This window comes from Stenotrophomonas sp. STEN013 (assembly GCF_056760355.1).
In genome coordinates this window covers 563793-590729 of record NZ_JBRREO010000002.1, presented here as the reverse complement: position 1 = coordinate 590729, position 26937 = coordinate 563793, and the positions used below count along the sequence as shown (strand labels likewise).

Genomic DNA, 26937 nt, shown 5'->3' with positions numbered 1-26937 from the left:
GGCCTTTTCCGAATTTGGAGCGGGAAACGAGACTCGAACTCGCGACCTCAACCTTGGCAAGGTTGCGCTCTACCAACTGAGCTATTCCCGCATTTGATGCAGCGCATTCTACAGTCTTCCGAAGCAATGCGCCAGCACTTTTAACAAATTTCTTCACATCTCGAGGGACGTGTTTTCAACGTGCCTCATGAAAAACCCATGTCGTTGCCGGCGTGGATTTCCCGTATGAAACCACCTTTACAGCAGCGGCTTCACCATGAACTGGAGCGGGAAACGAGACTCGAACTCGCGACCTCAACCTTGGCAAGGTTGCGCTCTACCAACTGAGCTATTCCCGCTTGGCGGGATCCAATTCACACCCAAACTGGAGCGGGAAACGAGACTCGAACTCGCGACCTCAACCTTGGCAAGGTTGCGCTCTACCAACTGAGCTATTCCCGCTTGGGAGGCGAAATTCTACAGGCATTCACCCACCTGTCAACAGCCCCTTCAACTTTTTTTGATCTTCTGGCGCGCGGCTTTTTCCTCTTCGCGCAGGCTCGGCCACGCCGCCATCAGATATTGCGCACCGGAGATCAAGGTCAGCAGTGCGGCGATCGCCAGCATCCAGTCGCCCATATGGAAAACCGGCACTCCCATCCAGATGTCAGCGGCTGGAGTATTGGGTGAAACCGAATACAACAGACACAGCAGCGCGACCATCTGCGCGGTGGTTTTGACCTTGCCGATCATCGCCACACGCACCTTGGCGCGCTGGCCGATCTCAGCCATCCATTCGCGCAGCGCCGACACTGCGATCTCACGCCCGACGATCACCGCCGCCCAGAACGCCATCCATGGGGTGGGATGTCCCTGCACAATCAGGAACAGCGCCACTGCCACCATCAGCTTGTCTGCAACCGGATCCAGAAAGGCACCAAAGGCCGAATGCATCTGGTAGCGGCGCGCCACCCAGCCATCAAGCCAGTCGGTGATCGCCGCCAGACCGAAAATCGCTGCGGAGGCGAAGTTGGTCCAGGCATAGGGCAGGTAGAAAACCAGCACCAGCACCGGGATCATCAGGATCCGCAGCAACGTCAGCCAGGTGGGGACAGTCAAATTCATTAAAACGCTACTCCGCTGCCGCATCCGGAATCGACAGTCCATGAAGGTTAGCGTAGATCCGCGCCGCGAGGGCCGCGTTGATGCCGTCCACGCGCGCGATCTCCGCCTCGCCGGCAGCCTTGAGCCCGGCCAGGCCACCAAAATGTTTCAGCAAGCTGGCTCTGCGGCGAGGACCAATGCCCGGAATATCTTCCAGTTTGCTGGTCATACGCGCCTTCTGCCTGCGACCGCGGTGTCCGGTGATCGCAAACCGGTGCGCTTCGTCACGAACCTGCTGGATGAATTGGAGCGCGGGTGAAGCCGCCCCGGGACGGAGCTCACGCCCGTCGGGCAACACCAGCGTCTCGTCGCCCGCGCGGCGTTCAACGCCCTTGGCGACACCCACCAGCATCACCCCTTCAACTCCGAGATCAGCCAAGGCAGCAGCGGCTTGCGCAAGCTGTCCGGCGCCACCGTCGATCAACAGGATATCCGGCAGCGCCCCTCCCTCCTCGACCGCGCGACGGAATCTACGCTCGATGGCCTGATGCATGGCTGCGTAGTCGTCGCCCGGCTCGATCCCGCTGATATTGAAACGCCGGTACTGCGCCCGGACCGGCCCTGCCGCATCGAACACCACGCAGGAGGCGACGGTCGCCTCGCCCATGGTGTGACTGATGTCGAAACATTCCACGCGCTTGACCGGCTCGGCCAGGCCAAGCAGGTCACGCAATGCGTCGCTGCGCGCCTGCTGCGCGCCACGACTGTCGAGCTCGCTCACCAGTGTGATCTGCGCGTTGCGACTGGCCAGTTCAACGTAACCGGCGCGCTCACCGCGCACATTCCACTTCAACGCGACCTTGTGCTCGGCAGCCTCGCTCAGGGCAAGCTCGATCACGTCCACATCCGGGATCTCGCGATCCAGGAGAATCTCCGCTGGCGGCGCATGCTCACCGTAGTACTGCGAAACAAATGCCGCCAGCACTTCTTCAGCACTGTCTTCGCCATTGGTCCGCGGAAAAAATGCACGTGTCCCCAGATTGCGGCCATCGCGGAAGGACAGCAGCATCACGCATGCACTGGCCCCCTGCATGGCACAAGCCAGCACATCCAGATCCGCGGCCCGTCCATCGACGTACTGGCGATTCTGCATACTGCGCAGGGAGGTGATCAGATCGCGCAGACGCGCGGCACGCTCGAACTCCAGGGCATCACTGGCTTCCTGCATCTGCTGGCCAAGTTCCTGCGCGAGCAGGTCGCTCTTTCCTTCCAGGAAAAGCGCGGCCCGGTGAACGGATTCGGCATATTCCTGCGGCGCCACCAGCTCCACACACGGCGCACTGCAGCGTCCGATCTGATACTGCAGGCACGGACGCGAACGGTTGCGGAAGACGCTGTCCTCGCAGCTGCGCAAGCGGAACAGCTTGTGCATCAGATTCAAGGTTTCACGCACCGCGCCTACGCCCGGATAGGGGCCGAAGTACCTGCCCGGAACCGCGCGCGGCCCGCGGTGTAGCGCGATACGCGGCCAGGCTTCCCGCGTGAGCAGCACCTGGGGATAGGTCTTGTCATCGCGCAGGGACACGTTGTAGCGCGGCGCCAGCGACTTGATCAGCTGGTTCTCGAGCAGCAACGCCTCCGCCTCGGTACGCGTGACGGTGACATCCATCCGCGCCACCTGTGACAGCATCATCATGATCCGCCGGCTTTTGGGCGAACCGTTGAAATAGCTGCCCACCCGCTTGCGCAACGCACCGGCCTTGCCGACATACAGCAAGGTATCGTCGGCCGCATACATGCGGTAAACCCCGGGCGCCGTACTCAATCCCGCCGCGAAGGCCTTGCCGTCAAATTCACTGGAGCTCTTGCCACTCATCCGTCTATCGGCACGTCACTCAATTCGCCGCTGACCGGGTCAAATCGCAAAATCGCGTGCGCATCGGTTTCAGCAATCCAGACCACGCCGGCGGCGACCGCCAGCGCGCACGGGCCATGCAATCGTCGGGGAAGGTTGACCGTGGAAAGAACACCCCCGCCCAACCGCAGAGTCCGCAGGGTGCCGTTGCCGGCATCGGCAATCCACAGCAGCGGGGAATCAGCCCCCATCGCCAAGCCCTGGGGATACTGCAGCTGTGCCTGCGCGCGAACGCCATCCTCGCTGCCAAACTCCCAGACGCCTTTGCCGATCAAGGTTTGCACCAGATCGCCACGCAACTGTACCGAGCGGATCGCCGAGCCCAACGCGTCACAGACGTACATGACCTGCTGCACGGCTACCAGTCCGCATGGCTGCGCGAATGCGGCCAGATGGCCGCTGCCATCACGGACTTCCGCAGAACCGGCACCGGCCCGCCAGCGAAGCGCACGACTGCCGAGGTCATAACTCCAGATGTGGTTGTCACCGGCCATGGCGATATGCAACTGGTTGTCTGCAACGGCCACATCCATCGGATGGTTCAGTGGACTGTCCCAGGGCTGGGCGAGGATGCCTTCCACCGGATCGCCGGCACGCCCGGTGCCACACAGGGTTTCTACCTGCCCGGAAAGCAGGTGGATACGGCGCAGCGCATGATTGCCGGTGTCGGCGACGTAGAGCACGTCACGCACCAGCGCCATGCCATGCGGACGGTTGAACGCGGCCTCGGCAGCTGCGCCATTGATCATGTCAGCGGTACCAACGCCGAACTGGCGCAGCACACGTCCGCTGTGGGCACACTCGAGGATGCGGTGATGGCCGGTGTCTGCCACGTACAGCCGATCCTCCGTTGCCAGCAGCCCCGCCGGAAAGCGCAGCGGCAGCATCGGCTCGGCATTGATCTCGCGCCCGTCGCTGGTATCCCCGTCCAACGGACGCATCAACCCATCGCACAGACCATTCAGCATGCGCTCCAGATCAGCCCCACCGCCGACGATGCGCTCGCGCTCCTGCCCCTGCGCATCAATCAGCACCAGCGTGGGCCAGCTTTCGATACCGAACCTGCGCCAGGTCTCCCACTGCGCATCCAGGATGACCGGCGCACTGACACCATGGCGCCGCAACAGCTTCAAAGCCGGCTGCGGTTCGCGCTCGAAATCAAAGCGCGGCACCTGCACCACCAGCAGCTGGATACGCCCGGGGTTGCGTGCCTGCCACTGCGCGATCTCGGCCAGCCGTTGCGCACACCACACCGAGGCACCATTGACGAAGGCCAGTACCAGCGGCCTTCCACGATAGTCCTGCAAGGTCGACGGCGCGGCATTGAGCCAGATGCCGGACTTGGGAAGCTCCATAGCAAGCTGAACGTTCATGGGCCGATTATGCCGGAGTCGGCTGCCGCTGACAGGCGGCGCACTGTCGCCTGCGCCGCCGCGTCCACCAGCGCCCAGCTGTGCTCGAAATCCCGCCCATCGCCGTAATAGGGGTCTGGCACGGCTTCCCCGGACATTCCGGCCCACGGCAGCCACAGCACCGCTTTGTGCGCCGCACCGGCGGGCACCAGCGCCCGCGCATCTTCCAGGTTGCTCTGATCGGCGCACAGGATCAGGTCAAAGCGATCGAAATCCTCGCGCAGCAGCTGTCGGGCCTTCAATCCGCCGATATCCACGCCATGTCCGCGGGCGCAGGCAACCGCACGCGGATCGGGTGCGCGGCCGATGTGCCAATCGGAGGTTCCGGCCGAATCCAGCTCGACCCTCCCGGCCAACGGGGATTGGGCGATCCGCCGCCGCAGGGCGCCCTCGCCCATCGGTGAACGGCAGATATTTCCCAGGCAAACCACCAGCAGCCTCACCCGCCTGCCCTCATCATCGCCTCGGCCCTCTCCAGATCTTCGGGGGTATCGATACCCGGCGGAAACGGTGCCGGCGACAACGAGACCGAAATACGGAACCCGGCTTCAAGTGCACGCAGTTGCTCCAGTGATTCGACCTGCTCCAGCACGCCCGGCGGCATCGCCGCGAACTGGCGCAGGAAACCCGCGCGATAGCCGTAGATACCGATATGGCGGAGCCATTGCCCGGCAGGCAGAACGTCCTTTGACTGCGCAAAGGCATCGCGATGCCACGGGATCGGCGCCCGGCTGAAATACAGGGCGTCACCGTCGGCGGTGCGGACCAGCTTCACCACATTGGGATCGAACAAGGTGGGAGCATCTTCCACCGGCGCAGCCAGGGTGGACATGGGGGCGCCACTTTGCGCCACTGCCTCGGCAACTGCACGGATGCCGGCGGCGGGCGCGAACGGCTCATCCCCCTGCAGATTCACCACGATCACATCGTCGTCCCAGCCGGCATGGCGCGCGCATTCGGCCAGGCGGTCCGTTCCGGAAGCATGCGCGGTATCCGTCATCGCCACACGGATCCCTTCCAGCCCGTCGAGCGCGGTGGCGATACGCGCATCATCCGTGGCGACCCACACCTCGCGCGCACCGGCATCCAGCGCACGTTTGGCGACATGCAACACCATCGGCTCGCCGGCCAGCAGCGCCAGCGGCTTGCCGGGCAGGCGCGTGGAGGCAAAACGCGCCGGTATGGCGACAACGAAATCGGGAATCGAGCCCATATTCACTCCTTGACCGGCAACAGCTGCCTGTATTCCGCCCTGTCCATCCGCTCCCGGATCTGGGAAGTGGAAGGCGTCAAATGATCCAGTCTTTCAACCACGCGCCAGTTTGACCAGCCGGTCTAGCAAGGCCACCCAGAAGGCGGCAGGCAGCTCGGCCTGCAACGGCACTACAAAATGCCAGTCATTGGCGAACGCCTGGCACTTCACCGCGTCCTTCTCGGTCATCAGTACCGGCAACTCGCTGCCGAATGAAAGGTCTTCGGGCCGATAGCGGTGATGGTCGGCGAACGCATGCGGCACCACGCCGATGCCCCGGGCGCGCAGCATCTGGAAGAAGCGCTGTGGATGCGCGATTCCCGCCACGGCATGCACGCGCTGTCCAGCAAAACTGTGCAAGCTGCGCACACGCCCGCCCTTGAGTGGCCGCGCCGAATCGATTCGAAGACGCATGGCCCATTCGCCAAAGCCCGATGCCGGCGCACCACCTGCCGAATCGCTGGCCTGCCCCAGATTGACCACGCGGAAATCGCAGGCAGCGGCGCGTGCCACAGGCTCACGCAACGGACCGGCCGGCAACAGGCGGCCGTTGCCGTAACGACGCTGCGCATCAACCACTTCGATCTCGATATCGCGCGCCAGACGATAATGCTGCAATCCGTCATCGCAGACGACCACGTCGCACCCGGCGCCCAGCAGGGCCCTGGCGGCGGCGACGCGATCCTTGTCCACGCGTACCGGCACCCCGGTTTTCCATGCGATGAGCAGGGGTTCATCGCCCGCCAGGCCCGGCTGCATCTCCGGGGTGACCCATCGCGCCGTATCGGCCTCATCACGGCCATAGCCGCGACTGGCGACACCCGGTTTCCAGCCGGCTTCGCGCAGGCGCGTGACCAGTTCGATGGTCAATGGCGTCTTGCCCGTACCGCCGGCGGTGATGTTCCCCACCACGATCACCGGTACCGGCACCTGCCGGCTGCGCAGAACCCCCCGGCGATACAACCAGCGACGCAGGCCGGAAACGGCGCCATACAGCGGCGCCAGCACTTTCGCGACCGCCGGCACCTGGCCACCGTCGTACCAGTACGCCGGTGTCTGTGGACCTTGCCGTGCCATCAGCCCTGGCTCTCCCGGAACTGCATACGGTGCAGGTGCTCATACAGGCCGCCGTGCGCCATCAGTTCGGCGTGGGTACCCCGCTCCACAATGCGCCCCTGGTCCATCACCAGCACCTGGTCGGCGTGTTCGATGGTCGAAAGGCGATGCGCGATGACCAGCGTGGTGCGATCAGGCATCAGTTTCTGCAGCGCATCCTGCACCAGACGCTCGGACTCGTTGTCCAGCGCGGCGGTGGCTTCATCCAGGATCAGGATCGGCGCGTCCTTGAGCATCGCACGGGCGATGGCCAGACGCTGGCGCTGGCCGCCGGAAAGCTTGCCGCCCTTGGCCCCAACCTGCTCATCCACACCCATCGGCATCTGTTCGACGAACTCCCGCGCATTGGCACCGGCAATGGCCCGTTCCAGCTGTTCATCACTACTGGAGGCCAGCTCGCCATACGCCACATTCTCGGCGACGCTGCCGTTGAACAGCGTCACATGCTGTCCGACCAGTGCGATCTGACGACGCAGGTCGGCCAACCTGTAGTCCTGCAGCGGATGCCCGTCGAGCAGGATCTGCCCACTTTCGATCTCGTAGAAACGTGGAATCAACTTGATCAGCGTCGACTTGCCGCTGCCGGAACGGCCGACAATGGCCGTCACCGTGCCGGGCCTGGCGATGAAGCTGATGTCTTCCAGGGCGGGCTTGGCCTGGCCTTCGTAACGGGCGCTGACATGCCGGAATTCCAGCTCTCCCCGTGCACGCGTCAAAGGCACGCTCCCGGTGTCCGTCTCGTCGGCCGCATCCAGCACCGTGAAAAGACGCTGTGCGGAAGCAATGCCACGCTGGGTCATATTCTGCACATTGGTCAACTGCTTGAGCGCTGGAATGATGGTCAGCATCGCCATCATCAAGGCGACAAAATCTCCCACGGTCAGCCGCCCTGCCGCGGCTTCGTGACCGGCGATAAACAGCAGCGCGGCCAGACCGATGGCACCGATCAGCTGCACCATTCCCGAAGAAATACTGCGCGTCGCCTCCACCTTCATCGCCAGTCGCAGATTGGTGTTGGCAAGACCGGAATAACGCGCCATCTCACGGGGCTGGGCACCGTAGATCTTCACTTCCTGCTGACTGGACAAGGTCTGGTCGGCCGCTTGCAACAGTTCGGCGCTGCTTTCCTGGATCCGGTGGCTGATACGGCGGTAGCGCTTGGCCACCTTGTTCATCACCCATGCCAGCGGCGGGGCCAGCACGAAGATGGCCAGCGTCACCTGCCAGCTGTAATAGAACATCATCGCCAGCGAACCCAGTGCCTGCAGCGACTGCTGCAATACCACCTTCATCGCGTCAATGGCGGCCTGCGCGACCTGGTCACTGTCCGAGCCCAATCGCACCAGCATCGATGGAACCGGCTCGGCATCAAAGCGCTGGCCGGGAAGCCGCAGATACTTGCCCAGCACCCGCACCCGCAGGTCCCGCGCAATGCTGCGCGCGGCCTTGCCCATGCCGATGTCGGTCAGGTAACCGGCCACACCCCGCAGCAGAAACAGGCCGATGATCGCCAACGGCATCCATGGATTGATGTCCTCCGGATTCACCAGGTTGTCGGTGATCGGGCTCATCAACGCCAGAAAGCCCATGCCGGCGGCCGCTTCGATCAGCATGCCCGCCAAGGCCATGAGCAGCAGCACCCGGTAGGGCCTGGCAAAGCCGAGCAGGCGCTTGTAGGTCTGCCATGGGCTGGCCAGTACGCTCATTGCCTGGCTTCCGGTGCAGTGGCGATGGCGATGCGGCGGAAGCCCAACTGGCCCAGTGCGTCCTGCGCGGTGACCACAGCTTGATAAGGTGTGCGGGCGTCGGCGCGCAGCAGCACCGTCTGCTCGCGATCAGCACCGGCCAGTTGACCGATGGTCTGCTTCAACGACTCGATGTCGGTGCGCAGCACTTCCTGGTCATTGATGAAATAACGGCCATCGGCATTGACCAGCACGCTCAGTGAGCGGGGCGGCTCGGGGTTGTTCTGGTCGCTGGCAGTGGGCAACTGCAGCTGCAAGGTGGAGCGCGCATCGAACGTGGTGGTGACCACGAAGAAGATGATCAGCACCAGAATCACATCGATCAGCGGAACCAGATCGATCTGCGGCTCATCCTGCAAGCGGTTGTCACGGATACGCACGGCTCAGGCCTTTTCCATCGCAGCCGGACGCTGGACACCGGTGGCCTTGTTGGCCGCCAGCACCGCCGGACGGCCATCGAGCGAATCCAGCAGGGCACCGGCTTCCTGCTCCATTTCGATCACATAGCCGTCGATGACCCCGCGGAAATAGCGATGGAACATCAACGCCGGAATCGCCACCATCATGCCCGTGGCCGTGCACACCAGCGCCTTGCCGATACCGCCAGCCAGCTGATTCACATCGCCCACACCATGGTCCAGTATCCCCAGGAACATCTGGATCATGCCGACCACGGTACCCAGCAAGCCCAGCAACGGGCCCGCCGAAGCGATGGTGCCCAGCGCATTGAGGAAACGGCCCATGCGGTGAACCAGATGGCGACCGGTGTCTTCGATGCGCTCGCGGATCTGGTCGCGCGGCCGGTTGCGCGCTTCCAATGCCGCCGCCAGCAACGCCCCCAGGGGAGAATTGGCACGCAGGGATTCGATATGCGAGGCATCGAGCTTGCCCCGTGCGGCCCAGTTGCGGACTTCCTGCCCCAACCCCGGCGGCAGCACTTCGTTACGCCGCAGTGTCCAGAAACGCTCCAGGACAATCGCCAAAGCCAGTACGCCCAACAACAGCAGCGGCACCATCGGCCAGCCGCCCGCCTTGACCAGTTCCCACACGTTTCAACCCTCTGGCACTGCGGCCATCTGTTCGATCGGCGATAGGATAGCAGCCGCCCGGGCCCGCTCCGCTGCATCCCATACATGCGAGCGCCAGATCCGGCGTTCACGCACCTGCAGATTCTGACCACCCAGCCAGACGCTGACCGCGCCACTGGTTGCGGTATTCAGCACTTCGGCCCCGGCGTGCTGCCAGCGCCGGACAACGTCCGCGCGCGGATGGCCAAAGCGGTTGCCATGCCCGGTAGAGACCACCACCAGCCGGGGCCGGATGGCGGCGACAAAATCCGGGCGCGAGGATCCGCCACTGCCATGGTGCGGGGCCACCACGACATCGGCCTTCAGCAGCGCCCGGCTGCGCTTCACCAGCCCCTGCTCGATCACCTCGCCGATATCCCCGGTCAGCAGTGCCGTGCCATGGGGTGATGCCACACGCAGCACACAGCTGGACTCGTTCCCCAGATAAGGAAACCCCGGTGTGGGATGCAGGAACTGGAATTCCACGCCATCCCACCGCCAGCGCTGCCCGGCCACGCAGGGAGTGGCCGCCGCCAGGCTCAGGCCCGGCGGCGCCTGCCAGCGTGCCGCCGGCACTCCGGCGCGAACCGCGTCGGCACCGCCGGCATGATCGGCATCGCCATGGCTGATCACGATGGCATCCAGCTGTCCGATCCCCTGCGCGCGCAGCGCGGGCACCACAACCCGCTCCCCGGCATCGAAACCATCCCGGACAGCCGGCCCGGCGTCGTACAGCAGCTGATGCGTGGCGGTCCGCACCAGCACCGACAGCCCCTGCCCAACGTCCAGCACCTGCAGCTGGACCTCGCCGGCAGCCGGCAATCCGCGGGAAGGCCAAAGCAGCGGCAGCCACAGCACACACGCCGCCCACTTCCCCGGCACACCCCTCGGAAGCAGCATCCACAGCGCTCCCGCCACCGCCAGCAGCAGCGCCCCCCATCCGGTCTCCGGCAGCCACCAGAGCGCGAACCGGCTTTTGGCAAGCCAGCCGAACAATGGCCAACTCAGATCAAAGCATGCACCGGAAGCCCGCCACAGCCATCCGCCGACGCCGGGCAGCACGGCTTCCACTGCGGTTCCCAGTAGCGCCAACGGCACCACCACCAGCGTCCACCAGGGAATCGCCAGCAGATTGGCCATCGGCCCGATCACCGATGCCTGCCCGAACAGCGTCACCGTCAACGGCAGCAGGCCGACCGTCGCCACCCATTGCGCCGACAAGAATCCACGGAACCAGTGCGTTCGCTCCGGCAGACACCAGATCAGCCATGCCACGCCGGCAAAACTCAGCCAGAACCCGGCCGCCAGGATCGACAGCGGATCCCACAGGGAAACGGCAAGGGCCGCCAGCGCAAGACAGCTGCCCAGGCCGGCCGGGCGGCGCCATACACGTGCTGCGACCACCACGGCGATCATCAGCACGGTGCGTACGGTCGGCAGCGAGAAACCGGCGATCGCCGCATAGCCGAACGCGCCACCCAACGCCGCCAGGGCCGCGGCCTGCGGCCGGGGGATATGGCGCGCCAGCCCCGGCATGCACCACCAGAGCAGGCATGTCAACCACGCCATGCATCCCGCCACCATGCCCACGTGGAAACCGGAGATCGCGATCAGATGGGTCAACCCGGTCGCACGCAACACCTGCCAGTCCGCATCATCCAGCCCCCGCGTATCCCCCAGTGCCAATGCCCGCACATAGCGCGAAGAACGCGAACTGACGGCGACGTCGATCCGCTGCGCCATACGCTCGCGCCATGCATCCAGGCCACGGGGCATGCCCAGGGCCTGCCCACCCGCTTCCCCGACTATCCCGGTCGCAGCGATCCGCTGCGCCAGTGCATGCCGCTCGGCATCGAAACCGCCCGGATTCTGTAGCCCGCGCGGCGCCCGGAGTTTCGCGGAAAAGCGCCAGCGGGAGCCGGCATGCAGCTCACGACGCGGGCCGACCGCCGTGGCGTCGAAATCGTCATACCAAGCCAGCTGCAGCAAGCGACCACGCAGCGGCACCGGCTGCCCCGGGTCGCCATCCACCCGCAATAGAAAGCGGGTGCGCCGCGCCTCGACATCGGGCAGCCCCTCGACGGTCCCCACCAGCTGCGCCACCTGTCCTTCCCGCGCGGCGGGCAATTGTCCTGTCAACGCCCACCCGGCGTGCAACGCGGCCCAGCCGGCACCCGCAAGCAAGGCCCCGATCCATCGCAACCTTCCTCCCAGCAGCCAGCTTGCCAGCCCGCTGGCCAGCAGCAGCACCCGCAAGGAAAACGGCGGCAATGCCGGCGCCCACAGTGCCGCGCAGATGCCGGTGACGAACAGCACCGCCACCGACTTGCCAAACGGCGCGGGTGCATCGCCACTTGCCAGGACAGAACGCACCCGGGATTTCAGCGATACCGGTTCGGACTTCATCAGCAGCACCCCCGCTATGACCAGACGGATGCTGAGGCCCACAACGCCAGCCCGATATCAGGCAAACGGAGTCGTGACCGTAGGGAAAACGCGAAGCCGCAGGCAAAAGAAAAGCGGGCCGAAGCCCGCTTTTCCTGGATCAGCAATCGCGCTGCGGCTTATTCGGCCGAGGCGGTTTCGCCTTCACCCTCTTCCACGGCCTTCATCGACAGGCGGATACGGCCCTGCTTGTCGACTTCCAGCACCTTGACCTTGACCACATCGCCTTCCTTCAGCACGTCGCCAACCTTCTCGACGCGGTCGCTGGAGATCTGCGACACGTGGACCAGACCGTCCTTGCCCGGCAGGATGGTGACGAACGCACCGAAGTCCATGATCTTGGCGACCTTGCCTTCGTAGATGCGGCCCGGCTCGACGTCCGAGGTGATCTGCTCGATGCGGGCCTTGGCGGCCTGGGCAGCGGCGTTGTTCACCGAAGCGATGGTGATGGTGCCATCGTCCTGGATGTCGATCTGGGTGCCGGTTTCCTTGGTGATGGCCTGGATGGTGGAACCACCCTTGCCGATCACTTCGCGGATCTTGTCCGGGTGGATCTTGATGGTCAGCAGACGCGGCGCGTAGTCCGACAGCTCGGCACGCGGGGTGGTCAGGCCATGGGCCATTTCGCCCAGGATGTGCAGACGGCCAGCCTTGGCCTGCTGCAGGGCCTGCTTCATGATCTCTTCGGTGATGCCTTCGATCTTGATATCCATCTGCAGGGCGGAGATGCCCTCGGCGGTACCGGCAACCTTGAAGTCCATGTCGCCCAGGTGATCTTCATCACCCAGGATGTCGGACAGCACGACGAAACGCTCGCCTTCCTTGACCAGACCCATGGCGATACCGGCCACCGGCGACTTGACCGGCACGCCGGCGTCCATCAGGGCCAGCGAGGAACCGCAGACCGATGCCATCGACGAGGAGCCGTTGGATTCGGTGATTTCCGACACCACGCGGATGGTGTACGGGAAAGCTTCCAGCGACGGCATCACAGCCAGCACACCGCGCTTGGCCAGACGGCCGTGGCCGATTTCACGACGCTTCGGCGCACCGAAACGACCGCACTCACCGACCGAGTAGGGCGGGAAGTTGTAGTGGAACAGGAAGTTTTCCTTGTACTCACCGGCAACGGCGTCAATGATCTGGCCGTCGCGTGCGGTGCCCAGCGTGATGGTCACGATGGCCTGGGTTTCGCCGCGGGTGAACAGGGCCGAGCCGTGGGTGCGCGGCAGCACGCTGGTCTTCACGGCGATCGGGCGGACGGTATCCAGCGCACGGCCATCGATGCGGACCTTGGTGTCCAGCACCGAGTTGCGCATGGTGCTGTATTCCAGCTCGCCGAATTCCTTCGACAGCTCGGCCAGGCTCCAGCCTTCCGCGGCGACGCGGCCAGCCAGGGCTTCGGTCACATCCTTCTTGATGGCGGCGATGGCGTCGCGGCGCTGCAGCTTGTCACGCACCTGGAACGCTTCCGCCAGCTTGGTGCCGACAGCTTCCTGCAGCGCGCTGATCAGCGCGGTGTTCTTGGCCGGAGCGACCCAGTCGCACGGCTTGGTGCCGGCTTCAACGGTCAGCTCGTTGATGGCGTTGATGACCTTCTGCATCTCGCGATGACCGAAGGTCACGGCGCCCAGCATCACGTCTTCAGACAGCAGTGCGGCTTCGGATTCCACCATCAGCACGGCGTTGGCGGTACCGGCGACGACCAGCTCCAGCTGCGACTCCTTCAGCTCCGAAACGGTCGGATTGAGGATGTATTCGCCATCCTTGTAACCCACCTTGGCGGCACCGATCGGGCCCTTGAACGGCGTACCGGCCAGCGACAGGGCGGCCGAGGCGCCGATCAGCGCAGCGATATCACCGTCGACTTCCGGGTTCAGCGACATCACCGTGGCGATGATCTGCACTTCGTTCCGGTAGTCTTCCGGGAACAGCGGACGGATCGGGCGATCGATCAGACGCGAGATCAGCGTCTCCTTCTCGGTCGCACGGCCTTCACGCTTGAAGAACCCCCCGGGGATACGGCCGCCGGCGTAGAACTTTTCCTGGTAATCGACGGTCAGCGGGAAGAAGTCCTGGCCTTCACGTGCGCTTTTGGCGGCCACGGCAGTGACCAGCAGCACGGTGTCGTCCATCTTGACGATGACGGCGCCGCCGGCCTGACGGGCGATTTCGCCGGTTTCAAGCGTGACGGTGTGCTTGCCGTACTGGAAGGTTTTGGTGATTTTTGCCACGGGGGTGTCCTTGGATGATGCATTCTTCAGATGGACCATTGCCGACCCTTGCCAGCCATGGTTTGCCGGGCGGTTCCGGCCTATCTACTGCGGTTGAAACTCTAAAAGCAAAACCGCGGCGCATCGCTGCGCCGCGGCCGGAAATCTCTTAGCGGCGCAGACCGAGCTTTTCGATCAGAGCCTTGTAACGTTCGACATCCTTCTTCTTCAGGTAGTCGAGCAGGCTGCGGCGGCGATTGACCATCTGCAGCAGGCCGCGACGGCTGTGGTGATCCTTCTTGTGGGTCTTGAAGTGACCGGTCAGCAGCTCGATGCGGGCGGTCAGCAGGGCGACCTGGACTTCCGGCGAACCGGTGTCGGCAGCGCCGCGCTTGTTTTCTTCAATAACCTTCTGGGTGTCGATCGACATTGTTTTTTCTCATTGATGCGTGGCCGGCAGGAACGTCCAATGACGCACCGCCCAGCTCGCCGTTTCAGGAATGCCGCCTGCCGACGGCAGACGGTGCCCCACAAGGGGACCGCGAAATTGTAACGATCCCGGCCCCCCGTCACAAGGCGCAGAGCCGGAGTGCAGGGATGCGCTCAGAGGTTGAACAGGCGCTGAGGCGACAGAAGCCCACCGTCTGTCACCTGCCCCAGGCCGACGGCGCCCGCATTTTGCTCGAATACCGCAACCAGTCCTTCGGGCCAGCCGGCATTGCGCTGACGCTGCCCCATCCGGAAGCGCCGCGCCTGTTCAGCCTCGATCTCGACGCGCGGAAAATGGCTCAACCCGGCCTCGATGGGCAGCAGCCAGTCCATCAGCGCAGCCTCATCTCCCCGCTCGGCTACCACCCGCAACTCATCCAGCCCGATCATGCGGGGCGCCAGAAACGGCTCCACCCACAACCGGCGCAACCCGGTGATATGTGCACCGCATCCGAGCAGCTCGCCCAGATCACGCGCCAGCGCCCGGATGTAGGTGCCCGAGCCGCAGGTCACCCGCAGCGACAGTCGCGCGCCGTCGTGCGACAGCACCTCGATGGCCTGCACATGCACCTCGCGCTCTGGCGCTTCGATGACTTCACCACGTCTGGCCTTGGCGTAGAGCGGCTCACCGCCCTGCTTGAGCGCCGAATAGATGGGTGCACGCTGGCTGATATGCCCGGTAAGCGACGCCAGCGCCGCCGCCAGCGTCGCTTCCGCGATGACCGGCACCGGGCGACGCAGCAGCTCCGCACCATCGGAATCGTCCGTATCTGTAGTCACGCCCAGCACGATATCGGCGTCATAGGCCTTGGCCGAGCCCAACAACAATCCGGCGATTTTGGTCGCCTCACCAAAGCACAGGGGCAACAGTCCGGTCGCCAGAGGATCCAGACTGCCGGTATGGCCGCCTTTCTCCGCCCGGAACAGCCGCCGCGCCACCTGCAATGCCGTATTGGAGCTCATACCGGCGGGCTTATCGAGCAGGACGATGCCATCCAGCCGACGGAATTGGATTCGAGGACGCATGTAACACCCACTCTTGTATCTGCGCGGCAGGCCTGGCCCACCGCGACACAGGGAATATCAAACCGCAAGGCGGTCAACGCACGCCCGCGGGAAGCCCAATACCAGAACAGCCCTCGCGGGCTGTCTCGGCATCACTCTTCGTCGGACTTGTTCTGCGCCGCCAACGTATCGGGAAGATCACGCAGAAGATTGTCGATTCGCTCGCCGCGATCCACCGAATCGTCGTAGTGGAAATGCAGCTCCGGCACATGCCGCAGCTTCATCGCCCGGGCCAGGCCGGTACGCAACTCGCCAGCCAGCTCCCGCAGCCCCTTGACCGCCTCCAGCGAGCGCTCCGGCATCAAGGCCGTCACGAACACCTTGGCATGGGCCATATCACGCGTGACCTCCACGTCCGAAACGCTGACCGAGGGCAGGCCGTGCTCACGCACGGCGGCATGCACCAGAGTGCCCAGATCACGGCGGATCTGAGCGGAAACACGGTCGGTACGATGGAAAGTCTTCGGCACGTTGCTTGGCTCTTCTGATTCGATACGGGGGAAACCGGCCGCCCGCCAGATGGCGGAACGGCCGTTGTCGCAGTTACAGCGTGCGCGGCACTTCGATACGCTCGAAGCACTCGATCTGGTCGCCCGGCTTGACGTCGTTGTAGGCCTTCACGCCGATACCGCACTCGGTACCGTTGCGCACCTCTTCCACGTTTTCCTTGAAGCGGCGCAGCGATTCCAATTCACCTTCGAACACCACCACGCTGTCACGCAGCACGCGGATCGGCTTGTTCCGCTTGACCACGCCCTCGACCACCATACAACCGGCGATAGCGCCCAGCTTCGAGCTGCGGAAGACATCGCGGACCTCGGCGATACCGATGATCTCTTCGCGGATCTCCACACCCAGCAGACCCGAGGCCACCTGCTTCACCTGGTCAATCACGTCATAGATGATCGAGAAGTAACGCAGATCCACACCGTGCGATTCGATGATGCGACGGGCCGAAGCGTCGGCGCGCACATTGAAGCCAATCACGGTGGCCTTGGAGGCAGCGGCCGAGTTGGCGTCCGACTCGGTAATGCCACCCACGCCGGAGTGGATCACGTTGATACGGATGTCATCGTTGGACAACGCAACCAGCGCCTGGCTCAGCGCCTGCACCGAGCCCTGGACGTCGGCCTTGATCAGCAGGTTCAGCACCTGCTGGCCTTCGCCCTTGCCCAGCTGCGCCATGATGTCTTCCATGCGGCTGCCCGCCGTGGCGACCAGGCGCGACTCGCGGCGCTTGGTTTCACGCGTCTGCGCGACTTCCTTGGCCAGACGCTCGTCTTCCACGACCACGAAGTCATCGCCGGCTTCGGGCACGCCGGACAGACCCAGCACCTGCACCGGGATCGACGGGCCGGCTTCAGCCGCCTGACTGCCGGTCTCATCGAACAGGGCACGTACACGGCCGTACTGGATACCGCAGACCAGGTAGTCGCCCTTCTTCAGCGTACCCTGCTGCACCAGCACCGTCGCAACCGGGCCACGCCCCTTGTCCAGCGACGATTCGATGACCACGCCGCTGGCGCGGCCTTCGGCCACGGCCTTCAGTTCGAGCAATTCGGCCTGCAGCGAGATCGCATCCAACAGGTCATCGATACCGAGGCCGGTCTTGGCGGAAATTTCCACCATCTGGATGTCACCACCGAAATCTTCGGCCACGACCTGCTCGGCGAGCAACTCGTTCTTGACCCGCATCGGATCGGCCGAGGACTTGTCGATCTTGTTGATCGCCACCACGATCGGGGCATTGGCCGCGCGAGCGTGCTTGATCGCTTCCTTGGTCTGCGGCATGACGCCGTCATCGGCCGCCACCACCACCACCACCACGTCGGTCAGCTGCGCACCACGGGCACGCATCGACGAGAACGCGGCATGGCCGGGGGTGTCGAGGAAGCTGATCACGCCCTTGGGCGTGGTCACATGATAGGCACCGATATGCTGGGTGATGCCACCGGCTTCACCGGTCGCCACCTTGGTGCGGCGGATGTAGTCCAGCAGCGAGGTCTTGCCATGGTCGACGTGACCCATGATGGTGACCACCGGCGGACGCGGCACTGCCTCACCCTGGTTGGTGTCGGCGATCGCCAGCAACGCGTCTTCGGCGTCGTTGTTGCTTGCACGCACCACCGTATGGCCGAGTTCCTCGGTCACCAGCGCGGCGGTATCGTGATCGATGCTCTGGGTGATGGTCGCCATGACGCCCATCTTGAACAGCGCCTTGACCACTTCGCCGCCCTTCAGGGCCAGCTTCTGGGCCAGATCGGCCACGGTGATGGTGTCGCCGATCGCCACTTCACGCACCACCGGCGCGGTGGGGCGCTCGAAGCCATGGCTGCCAGCACCGCTGCGGGACTGCTCGTTGCCACGACGACCCTGCGGTGCACGGCTGCCCGGACGACCACGGGAATTGTTGTTGCTGTTGCCGCGACGGGCACGATCGGCCGCCGACAGGTGCAGCTGGCCACCGAAACGGTTGCCACCGTCCCCATCGGAACCTCGCGACTTGTTGCCGGGCTTGGCTGCCGCACCACCGCGGTCATCACGCGCAGGCGCTGCTGGCGTTGCCGCAGCGGCGCGCGACGCTGCCGGGGCTTTGCGCGGTTTGGCCAGCTCTTCAATGATCGGCTGCCGGACTGCAGGCGCCGGCGGGGCCTCTGCCGCCTTGATCGCATCCTCGGCAGCCTTGCGCGCCGCCTCTTCGCGCTGCCGCTCAGCTTCCTCGGCAGCCTTTTGGCGCGCGGCGATTTCCTCGTCGCGCAGGCGATCCTTCTCGGCCAGCATCCGCTGTTCGTCGAGATTGCGCTGACGCGACTCTTCGAGCTTGCGCAGGATGTCCGCGCGCTCTTCGTCCGGCGTCATCGCCGTCTTGCCGCCCTCCGGCTTGACGTAGGTACGCTTCTGGCGCACTTCGACATTGACCGTGGTTTTGCTGCGGCCCGCATTGACAGTCACTTCCTGCACCTTGCGGCGATTCAGGGTGATCTTCTTCGGTGCGGCTTCAGCTTCTTCGGCGGGCTGCTCTTCCTTGCCGTGCGAACGGCGCAAGAAGCCAAGCAGCTTCACTTTCTCGGCACTGGTCACGATCTGGTCGGGACCGCTGAACTTCATACCGGCCTGAGCCAGCTGCTCCAGCAGTTTCTCGACCGGCGTATTGACCAGTTCGGCGAGCTTGCGGATGGTGGTTTGCTGCGACATTCGGATCCTATGATCTTGTTGGCGCCCCCTCGACACAAGCGAAGGCAGCGCGGAGTCTACGCCCTGAGCGGATCAGGGCACTGTTCATCGCTGGCTCATTCGCCACGCTCCAGGCGGGCGATCTCCTCGGCGCGGGCTGCCAGGACCAGCGCCGCGGCGCGCTCCAGATCCATACCCTCAATGCCGAATTCCAGAATCTCGTCGGCAGCCAGGTCCGACAGATCCTCACTTGTACGCACGCCGTTACCGGCCAACGCGTAGGCAGTGGCCTCATCCATGCCGTCCAATGCCAGCAGGTCCGCCGCCGGCACGCCGCTTTCAGCGCTCTCTTCAATCGCCAGCGCATCGTTCAGCAATGCATCACGGGCGCGGGCTCGCAGCTCTTCGACGATGTCCTCGTCAAAGCCTTCCACTGCCAGCAGCTCACCCACCGGCACATAGGCGATTTCTTCAACCGTATTGAAGCCTTCGCTGACCAGAATACCGGCGATTTCCTCGTCCACTTCCAGCTTGTCCATGAACAACTGGCGGGCCACAGCCTGTTCAGCCTCGGACTTGGCTGTCACCTGGTCCTGCGTCATCACATTCAGCTGCCAACCGGTCAAACGGCTGGCCAAACGAACGTTCTGCCCGCCCTTGCCGATAGCCTGGGCCAGACGGTCCTCAGCGACCGCCAGGTCCATCGAGTGACGGTCTTCGTCGACGATGATGGACTGCACTTCCGCCGGCGCCATCGCGTTGATGACGAAATTGGCAGGACTTTCGTTCCACAGCACGATATCAACACGCTCGCCATTGAGCTCGTTGGAGACCGCCTGCACACGCGAACCCCGCATGCCGATGCAGGCACCGATCGGATCGGTGCGGCTGTCATGGGCGAGCACCGCGATCTTGGCGCGATCGCCCGGATCACGTGCACATGCCTTGATCTCAACCAGACCCTGACCGACTTCCGGCACTTCCAGCTTGAACAGCTCGATCATGAACTCCGGCGCGGCGCGACTGATGAACAGCTGCGGACCACGGGGCTCTGAGCGCACTTCGGCCAGGTAACCGCGCACGCGGTCTCCGGCACGCAGCACATCGCGCGGAATACCCTTGTCCTTGGGAATAAAGGCCTCGGCGTTGCCACCCAGGTCCACATAGATGTTGCCGCGCTCGGCGCGCTTGACCACACCGGTCACCAGCTCACCCACGCGATCCTTCCACGCGTCGACCACCTGCTGGCGCTCGGCTTCACGCACGCGCTGCACGATCACCTGCTTGGCGGCCTGCGCGGCAATGCGTCCGAAATCGGGGTTTTCAATCTGCTCTTCGATGTAATCGCCGATTTCCACATCATCGGCTTCTTCCACGGCGTCCATCATGCGGATCTGGCGATCCGGCGACTCCATCACCACATCATCGGCGACCACTTCCCAACGACGGAAGGTTTCGTAGGTGCCATCCTTGTGATCGATGGAAACACGGGTCAGCACATCCTGATCCACGTAACGCTTCTTCGCAGCCGACGCGAGCGCCGCTTCGATCGCATCGAAAATCACTTCACGCGGCACGCCTTTTTCATTGGCGACTGCGTCAACTACCAGCAAAAGTTCCTTGCTCATCGACTCACTCCGCGCGCGGCTTGTCCGCCGCCGTTTCGTTGTTGGATTTATTTTTGGCCTTGCCACCCTGCTTGGGCGCCGGACCTGTCGGTTTGGTGGGAGCCAGGCCCAATGCAGCCCAGTCCGGAATGATGCGCGCCTTGTCGATATTGTCGAACGAAGCCACAAATGGCTTGCCATCAACGACGAACGCCACCGTGCCCTGCGCGTGGTCGACCGAAACGATCTCCCCTTGCAGGCGACGGCGATTTTCCTGCGGCAGCTTCAACCCGACCTTGGCGGATTCGCCAACAGCGCGTTCAAACTGTTCCAGGGTGAACAGCGGACGGTCAACGCCGGGCGAAGACACTTCCAGCGTGTAATTGCCACTGATCGGATCTTCCACATCCAGCTGCGCGGACACCTCTCGGCTCACCCGCTCACAGTCGTCAATGTTCACCATGCGCTCAGGCTGCTCGGCCAACGGCACGTCGATATACAGACGCAACGTGGCCCCACCCGGCGCCGGCAAATACTCGGCACCAAGCAACTCGAGCCCCAATGCCTGCACGGCGGGGCCCAGCAGATTCGCGATTTCAGTAGCCTTGTCGCTCACAGCCAGCCTTGATTCGTAAATGAGAGCGCGACTGCCACCCTGCCGGGATTTCCGCGCTCTGGAAACAACAAAGGGCCCAACTGGGCCCTTTGTCCGATATGAACCCGTTGACCGGGTCCCGGTTGCAGAAACGGAAGCAATCGTTCCTGCGAGCCCAACCTATGCCCCTACCCACACAATGTGCAGCAAAGACCGAAGCTGGTAGCGGGGGCAGGATTTGAACCTGCGACCTTCGGGTTATGAGCCCGACGAGCTGCCAGACTGCTCCACCCCGCATCAGAAGCGGAATGATGAAGGATCGCCCCAGTGAATGCAAGCGCCTCTCATCAACCAAGCCACAAACAACCGGCTTGGCGTTGGTAGCGGGGGCAGGATTTGAACCTGCGACCTTCGGGTTATGAGCCCGACGAGCTGCCAGACTGCTCCACCCCGCACCGGAAGTGATTGAATTGCCCTCACCTAAGAGGAACCTGCCGCAACGTCGTTCTGGCTGAACCGCTGCATCGACAACTCAGGCTGTGAATAATACACGAATCCCGCAGATTTGCACCTATTTTCAGGACAAATGTGCAAAAGAATTGCGCATCCACTCCATGATCGGCCCCAGGCCGAGCGGCAGGAACAGCAACAGGATCGAATTGACACCCAGCACGATGCCCAGGATGCGGTCATTGTTGCGCGGCAGCGGCTCACCGACAGGCTCATCGAAATACATCACCTTGATGACCCGCAGGTAGTAGAAGCAGCCGATGACAGCGCAGATCACACCGACCATGGCCAGCCACAGCAGGCCGCCATTGAGCGCCGCACTGAGCACCGCCAGCTTGGTCCAGAAGCCGAGGAACGGCGGAATGCCAGCCAGCGACGCCATGATGCACAGCACCAGACCGGCCATCCATGGACTGCGGGCATTCAACCCCTTGAAGTCCTCGATATTCTCGGCTTCAAAGCCGGCCCGCGACAGCGCGATGATCGCGCCAAAAGCGGCGGTGGACATGATGGCGTAGGCGATCGCATAGAACATGGCCGCCGAATAGCCCTGCTCGCCACCGCCGGCAATACCCATCAGCAGGAAGCCGATATGCGAGACAGTCGAGTAGGCCAGCATGCGCTTCAGGTTGGCCTGGGCGATGGCCATCAGATTACCGACGATCAACGACAGAGCGGCCAGTCCAGCCAATACATACTGCAATTCAGTTGACAGCGGACCGACGCCGGCTTCGAGCAGGCGGTACGCCATACCGAATGCGGCCAGTTTCGGTGCCGAGCTGATGAACAGCGCGATCGGTGCCGGCGCACCCTGATAGACGTCAGGCAGCCACATGTGGAACGGCGCAGCACCCAGCTTGAAGGCGACGCCAGCGACCATGAACACCGCGCCGGTCAGCAGCAGCAGACGCTCATCGGAATGCGCGATGGAGCCGTGGATCACATCCAGGTGCAGCGAGCCGGTCGCGCCGTAGATCAACGACATGCCGTACAGCAGCAGGCCCGATGCCAGCGAACCGAGCACGATGTACTTCATGCCTGCTTCGGCGGCGAGCTTGTTGTCGCGATTGCTGGCCACGAGCGCGTAGGAGCACAGCGCCAGCAACTCCAGACCGAGATAGACCATCAGCAGACTGCCGGCCGAGACCAGGATCATCATGCCGGCGGTGGCGAACAGCACCAGCACCGGGATCTCGCCCTGGTACAGATCCCGCTCGCGCAGGTAGCTCCAGCCATAGACCAGGCTCAGACCGCTGACCAGCACGATAACGGTCTTCATGACATCGGCGGCATTGTCACGGATGAACATCCCGTGGAACACCTCGCCCTGCCCGCCCACACCGGACAGCAGCAGCACGAAGGCGACAGCCAGAACGGCCACCGACAGGAAGTGGGTCCAGACCTTGTGCTTGCTGCTGATAAACAGGTCGATCATCAGCAGGGCGAAAGCGCCGCCAATCACCGCCAGTTCGGGCAGCAACGGCAGGAGGTCAGCGGTGGTCAACGGCAGGGACGTCGGCGTGGTCATCATCAAATCCTGGAATCAATACTCTCGACGGGCCGCTTACAGCAGCTTGCTCGAAGCGATCTGCATCGCCAGCTTGGCGATGGACGGCTCCATCAGGTCGGTCAGCGGCATCGGGTAGAAACCCAGCACCAGCGTACCGACGGCAAATACACCCAACACCAGCCATTCGCGACCATTGATGTCCTTCAGCTCGGCCACATGGGCATTGCCCACTTCGCCGAAGAACACGCGCTTGTAGAGCCACAGCGAATAGGCCGCGCTGATGATCAGCGTGGTCGCGGCGCCAAACGCAGCCAGCGGATTCCACTGGAACGCCGCCAGCACGATCATGAACTCACCGACGAAACCGCTGGTACCCGGCAGGCCCGAGTTGGCCATGAAGAACAGCAGCGAGAACGCGGCAAACCACGGCATCACGTTGACCACGCCGCCGTAATCGGCGATGCGGCGACTGTGCATGCGGTCATACAGCACGCCCACGCAGGAGAACATGGCGCCGGACACGAACCCGTGCGAGACCATCTGCACCATCGCGCCCTGCAAGCCAAGTCGCGCGGCATCGGCATTGCCGGCTTCCCGCACCAGCCAGAGCGCGGTGAACGTACCCAGTGTGACAAAGCCCATGTGCGCGACCGACGAATAGGCGATCAGCTTCTTCATGTCGTCCTGCACCATGGCCACCAGACCGACGTAGATGACCGCCACCAGCGACAGCGCGATCACCAGCCATGCCCACTCGTGGCTGGCATCGGGAACGATCGGCAGATTGAAGCGCAGGAAGCCATAGCCGCCGATCTTCAGCGCGATCGCGGCCAGGATCACCGAACCGGCGGTCGGCGCCTCCACGTGCGCATCCGGCAGCCAGGTGTGGACCGGGAACATCGGCACCTTGACCGCGAAGGCGATCAGGAAGGCGAAGAAGATCCAGGTCTGTTCCTTGCCCGAAAGCTGCAGCTGATACAGGTCGGCCAACTGGAAGCTGCCCCCCTTCAGATACAGGTAGATCAGCGCAACCAGCATCAGCACCGAGCCGAGGAAGGTGTACAGGAAGAACTTCATCGCCGCGTAGATGCGACGCGGACCGCCCCAGACGCCAATGATCAGGAACATCGGAATCAGCATGGCTTCGAAGAACACGTAGAACAGCATCGCGTCGGTCGCAGCGAAGATACCGACGGTGACACCTTCCAGGATAAGGAAGGACGCCACGTACTGGTTGACACGCTTGTCGACCACGCCCCAGGCGCCGATCAGCGCCAGCACACCGACCAGCGTGGTCAGCAGCACCAGCGCGATCGCGATGCCGTCAACGGCGAGGTTGTAACCGATACCGAATGCCGGAATCCACGGATGCTGTTCGACAAACTGCATCACGTCGGCCGCGGTCCGGTCGTAGCCGCTGAGCAGACCGAGACTGAACAGGAAGGTGAGCAATGCCACCGCCAAGGAGGCCCACCGGGCTGCCTGGGCGTTGCGCACGGCGAGGATCAACGCACCGCCGATGATCGGCAGCCAGATGAGGATACTAAGTAGAGGCCAGTTCGACACGTCTTCTATTCCGTACAGGTCAACGCCAGAAATGCATCAGGACGCCCAACAGGGCAATCAGGCCGATGATCATCGCGAAGGCGTAGTGGTAGAGGAAACCGGATTGGGTGCGGCGCAGCAGGTTGGCAGCCAGCTCGACCACGCGGGCCGAACCGTTGACCACCACCCCGTCAACGACCGTGCTATCCACGGCACGGGCGGCCTTGCCGAGCTGCACACCACCGCCGGCAAAGCCGTCGATCCAGAGCTTGTCGAAGCCGTACTTGTTTTCCAGCACCGAAACCGCCGGCGCCAGAGTCTTGCGGGCCTTGCCTGCCAGTTCCGGCTTCCAGATGTAGAACACCCAGGCCAGCACGAAACCTGCAACCGTCAGCCAGAACGCCGGCATCTGCATGCCGTGTACCGCATAGGCCACCGAACCGTGCCAGAACTCCTTGCCAACTTCGGCGATGGTGTCACGTGCCGGGTCATAGAAATCGACGATGCCGGTGAAGAACGACATGGTCTGGCCGGGGATGCCGGCAGCGGCGGCGTGGCCATCCCAACCGGTACCGAACAGCATCGGGCCAATGGTGAAGAAGCCGATGAGGATGGACGGGATTGCCAGCAGGACCAGCGGCACGGTCACCACCAGCGGCGACTCATGCGGCTCGTGCGCACCATGGCCGTGGTGGTCATCGTGGCCATGGCCGTGATCAGCGTGGTGGTCGTCATGTGCATCACGGAAGCGTTCCTTGCCGAAGAAGGTCAGGAACAGCAGACGGAAGCTGTAGAAACTGGTGACGATCACGCCGCCCAGTACCGCCCAGTAACCATACAGGGCCACCCAGCCGGCATCGGCAGCGTGCGCGTGCATCGCAGCAGCTTCGATGATGGTGTCCTTCGAGTAGAAACCGGCGAAGAACGGGGTACCCACCAGCGCCAGCGTACCGATCCACATGGTGATGTGGGTGATCGGCATGTACTTGCGCAGGCCGCCCATCTTCATCATGTTCTGCTCATGGTGCATCCCCATGATCACCGAGCCGGCACCCAGGAACAGCAGGGCCTTGAAGAACGCGTGGGTCATCAGGTGGAACACCGCGCCAGAATAGGCCGACACGCCCAGTGCGACGGTCATGTAGCCCAGCTGGGAAAGGGTCGAATAGGCCACCACCCGCTTGATGTCGGTCTGCACGATACCGATCAGGCCGGTGAAGAAGGCCGTGGTGGCGCCGATGAACAGAATGAAGTCCAGCGCGGTCTGCGACAGCTCGAACAGCGGCGACATGCGGGTGACCATGAAAATACCCGCGGTCACCATGGTCGCGGCGTGGATCAGCGCCGAAATCGGCGTCGGGCCTTCCATCGAGTCCGGCAGCCACACGTGCAGCGGCACCTGCGCGGACTTGCCCATCGCGCCGATGAACAGACAGATGCAGATCACCGTGGCCACCGACCAGATCAGCGGCTCGCTGAGAATCTGGATCTGCTGTCCGAACAGGTTGATCGAACCCGACCAGACCTGCATCAGCGCATTGGGATCACCCAGCACGCCGGCATTGGCAAACACCGTCGCGTAGTCGAGCGAGCCAAACACCCACAGGATCGCCGCGATACCCAGCAGGAAACCGAAGTCACCCACGCGATTGACCAGGAACGCCTTCATGTTGGCGAAGATCGCAGTCGGCCGTTTGAAGTAGAAGCCGATCAACAGGTACGACACCAGACCCACCGCTTCCCAGCCGAAGAACAGCTGCAGGAAGTTGTTGCTCATCACCAGGGTGAGCATGGAGAAGGTGAACAGCGAAATGTAGCTGAAGAAACGCTGGTAGCCGTCATCCTCCGCCATGTAGCCGATCGAGTAGATATGCACCAGCAGCGACACGAACGTCACCACCACCATCATCATCGCGGTCAACTTGTCGATCATGAAACCGACGTGCGCCGAATACTGGCCGACTTCGAAGAACGTGTAGACGTTCTGGTTGAACGGTTGTGCCCCACCCCACAGCAACTGCGAGAACACGTAAGCCGACAGCGCGCAGCTGACGGCCACGCCAAGAATGGTGATGTATTGGGCGCCCTTGCGCCCCACCTGGCGACCGAACAGGCCGGCGATGATGCTGCCTAGCAGCGGTGCGAGCACCACCGCAATCAACAGACTCTTGGAGAGAGTGATTTCCATCTTCGG

At 63.5% G+C, this 26937-nt stretch carries 19 protein-coding genes, 5 tRNA genes and 1 pseudogene; all 25 read right to left on the bottom strand.

What is annotated here, in order from left to right; genetic code table 11:
• Positions 1–15 precede the first annotated feature (15 nt).
• The 25 genes and pseudogenes from ACVOMH_RS06950 to nuoL all read right to left on the bottom strand — a co-directional run bounded on the left by ACVOMH_RS06950 (position 16) and on the right by nuoL (position 26931).
• Positions 16–91, bottom strand: a tRNA-Gly gene (locus ACVOMH_RS06950).
• Between the two features lie 171 nt (positions 92–262).
• Positions 263–338 (bottom strand) — tRNA-Gly (locus tag ACVOMH_RS06945).
• A gap of 27 nt (positions 339–365) precedes the next feature.
• Positions 366–441 (bottom strand) — tRNA-Gly (locus ACVOMH_RS06940).
• 48 nt (positions 442–489) lie between these two features.
• Positions 490–1104: a CDP-diacylglycerol--glycerol-3-phosphate 3-phosphatidyltransferase gene (gene pgsA / locus ACVOMH_RS06935; RefSeq protein WP_054658885.1), complete on the bottom strand. Its 615-nt coding sequence runs from the start codon at positions 1102–1104 to the stop codon at positions 490–492.
• Positions 1105–1111: 7 nt separating this feature from the next.
• Positions 1112–2959 (bottom strand): excinuclease ABC subunit UvrC, encoded by a 1848-nt coding sequence (gene uvrC / locus ACVOMH_RS06930; protein WP_054658884.1) that lies wholly within the window; start codon positions 2957–2959, stop codon positions 1112–1114.
• Positions 2956–4371: a hypothetical protein gene (locus ACVOMH_RS06925; RefSeq protein WP_481551465.1), complete on the bottom strand. Its 1416-nt coding sequence runs from the start codon at positions 4369–4371 to the stop codon at positions 2956–2958. The genes uvrC and ACVOMH_RS06925 overlap by 4 nt, the downstream gene beginning before the upstream one ends.
• The gene (locus ACVOMH_RS06920) at positions 4368–4853 is read right to left on the bottom strand and encodes a low molecular weight protein-tyrosine-phosphatase (protein WP_481551464.1); all 486 of its coding nucleotides are present in this window, start codon (positions 4851–4853) and stop codon (positions 4368–4370) included. The genes ACVOMH_RS06925 and ACVOMH_RS06920 overlap by 4 nt, the downstream gene beginning before the upstream one ends.
• Positions 4850–5614 carry a 3-deoxy-manno-octulosonate cytidylyltransferase gene (kdsB, locus tag ACVOMH_RS06915; RefSeq protein ID WP_481523573.1) on the bottom strand — a complete coding sequence of 255 codons (765 nt, stop codon included), beginning with the start codon at positions 5612–5614 and terminating at the stop codon, positions 4850–4852. Before kdsB ends, ACVOMH_RS06920 begins: the two co-directional genes overlap by 4 nt.
• Positions 5615–5716: 102 nt before the next feature.
• Positions 5717–6739 carry a tetraacyldisaccharide 4'-kinase gene (lpxK, locus tag ACVOMH_RS06910; protein ID WP_481551463.1) on the bottom strand — a complete coding sequence of 341 codons (1023 nt, stop codon included), beginning with the start codon at positions 6737–6739 and terminating at the stop codon, positions 5717–5719.
• A complete protein-coding gene (msbA, locus tag ACVOMH_RS06905) occupies positions 6739–8484 on the bottom strand; it encodes a lipid A export permease/ATP-binding protein MsbA (protein ID WP_481551462.1) in 1746 nt (581 codons plus the stop codon). The genes lpxK and msbA overlap by 1 nt, the downstream gene beginning before the upstream one ends.
• Positions 8481–8903, bottom strand: coding sequence for an ExbD/TolR family protein (locus ACVOMH_RS06900; protein WP_054659411.1), 423 nt, complete (start codon positions 8901–8903; stop codon positions 8481–8483). Before ACVOMH_RS06900 ends, msbA begins: the two co-directional genes overlap by 4 nt.
• Before the next feature lie 3 nt (positions 8904–8906).
• A complete protein-coding gene (locus ACVOMH_RS06895; RefSeq protein ID WP_054659409.1) occupies positions 8907–9572 on the bottom strand; it encodes a MotA/TolQ/ExbB proton channel family protein in 666 nt (221 codons plus the stop codon).
• A pseudogene (locus ACVOMH_RS06890) lies at positions 9466–11996 on the bottom strand (DNA internalization-related competence protein ComEC/Rec2). Before ACVOMH_RS06890 ends, ACVOMH_RS06895 begins: the two are co-directional and overlap by 107 nt.
• 158 nt (positions 11997–12154) lie before the next feature.
• Positions 12155–14269: a polyribonucleotide nucleotidyltransferase gene (gene pnp / locus ACVOMH_RS06885; RefSeq protein WP_481551461.1), complete on the bottom strand. Its 2115-nt coding sequence runs from the start codon at positions 14267–14269 to the stop codon at positions 12155–12157.
• A 148-nt stretch (positions 14270–14417) separates the two neighbouring features.
• Positions 14418–14678: a 30S ribosomal protein S15 gene (gene rpsO / locus ACVOMH_RS06880; protein ID WP_054656964.1), complete on the bottom strand. Its 261-nt coding sequence runs from the start codon at positions 14676–14678 to the stop codon at positions 14418–14420.
• 173 nt (positions 14679–14851) lie between these two features.
• Complete coding sequence (gene truB / locus ACVOMH_RS06875) at positions 14852–15763, bottom strand: tRNA pseudouridine(55) synthase TruB (protein WP_481551460.1); 912 nt, start codon at positions 15761–15763, stop codon at positions 14852–14854.
• 131 nt (positions 15764–15894) lie between these two features.
• Positions 15895–16272, bottom strand: a complete 378-nt coding sequence (rbfA, locus tag ACVOMH_RS06870) for a 30S ribosome-binding factor RbfA (protein WP_054656960.1) — start codon at positions 16270–16272, stop codon at positions 15895–15897.
• A gap of 73 nt (positions 16273–16345) precedes the next feature.
• Entirely contained in the window at positions 16346–18997 is a 2652-nt protein-coding gene (gene infB, locus ACVOMH_RS06865) for a translation initiation factor IF-2 (RefSeq protein WP_481551459.1), read from the bottom strand.
• 95 nt (positions 18998–19092) lie between these two features.
• The gene (gene nusA, locus ACVOMH_RS06860; RefSeq protein WP_481523442.1) at positions 19093–20604 is read right to left on the bottom strand and encodes a transcription termination factor NusA; all 1512 of its coding nucleotides are present in this window, start codon (positions 20602–20604) and stop codon (positions 19093–19095) included.
• Positions 20605–20608: 4 nt separating this feature from the next.
• Positions 20609–21199, bottom strand: a complete 591-nt coding sequence (gene rimP, locus ACVOMH_RS06855) for a ribosome maturation factor RimP (protein ID WP_481551458.1) — start codon at positions 21197–21199, stop codon at positions 20609–20611.
• A gap of 199 nt (positions 21200–21398) precedes the next feature.
• A tRNA-Met gene (locus tag ACVOMH_RS06850) sits at positions 21399–21475 on the bottom strand.
• A gap of 81 nt (positions 21476–21556) precedes the next feature.
• Positions 21557–21633: transfer RNA gene (locus tag ACVOMH_RS06845), tRNA-Met, on the bottom strand.
• Positions 21634–21755: 122 nt separating this feature from the next.
• Positions 21756–23216, bottom strand: a complete 1461-nt coding sequence (nuoN, locus tag ACVOMH_RS06840) for an NADH-quinone oxidoreductase subunit NuoN (RefSeq protein ID WP_481551457.1) — start codon at positions 23214–23216, stop codon at positions 21756–21758.
• A 36-nt stretch (positions 23217–23252) separates the two neighbouring features.
• Positions 23253–24764, bottom strand: coding sequence for an NADH-quinone oxidoreductase subunit M (locus ACVOMH_RS06835; RefSeq protein WP_057505468.1), 1512 nt, complete (start codon positions 24762–24764; stop codon positions 23253–23255).
• Positions 24765–24783: 19 nt separating this feature from the next.
• On the bottom strand, positions 24784–26931 hold the full coding sequence (nuoL, locus tag ACVOMH_RS06830; RefSeq protein WP_481551456.1) for an NADH-quinone oxidoreductase subunit L: 2148 nt from the start codon (positions 26929–26931) through the stop codon (positions 24784–24786).
• Between the last annotated feature and the right edge of the window lie 6 nt (positions 26932–26937).

Bases quoted from the DNA above. Each gene is read 5' to 3' on its own strand.
- pgsA (WP_054658885.1), bottom strand. From the start codon at position 1,104: ATGAATTTGACTGTCCCCACCTGGCTGACGTTGCTGCGGATCCTGATG.
- uvrC (WP_054658884.1), bottom strand. From the start codon at position 2,959: ATGAGTGGCAAGAGCTCCAGTGAATTTGACGGCAAGGCCTTCGCGGCG.
- ACVOMH_RS06925 (WP_481551465.1), bottom strand. From the start codon at position 4,371: ATGAACGTTCAGCTTGCTATGGAGCTTCCCAAGTCCGGCATCTGGCTC.
- lpxK (WP_481551463.1), bottom strand. From the start codon at position 6,739: ATGGCACGGCAAGGTCCACAGACACCGGCGTACTGGTACGACGGTGGC.
- msbA (WP_481551462.1), bottom strand. From the start codon at position 8,484: ATGAGCGTACTGGCCAGCCCATGGCAGACCTACAAGCGCCTGCTCGGC.
- rpsO (WP_054656964.1), bottom strand. From the start codon at position 14,678: ATGTCGATCGACACCCAGAAGGTTATTGAAGAAAACAAGCGCGGCGCT.
- truB (WP_481551460.1), bottom strand. From the start codon at position 15,763: ATGCGTCCTCGAATCCAATTCCGTCGGCTGGATGGCATCGTCCTGCTC.
- infB (WP_481551459.1), bottom strand. From the start codon at position 18,997: ATGTCGCAGCAAACCACCATCCGCAAGCTCGCCGAACTGGTCAATACG.
- nusA (WP_481523442.1), bottom strand. From the start codon at position 20,604: ATGAGCAAGGAACTTTTGCTGGTAGTTGACGCAGTCGCCAATGAAAAA.
- nuoN (WP_481551457.1), bottom strand. From the start codon at position 23,216: ATGACCACGCCGACGTCCCTGCCGTTGACCACCGCTGACCTCCTGCCG.
- nuoL (WP_481551456.1), bottom strand. From the start codon at position 26,931: ATGGAAATCACTCTCTCCAAGAGTCTGTTGATTGCGGTGGTGCTCGCA.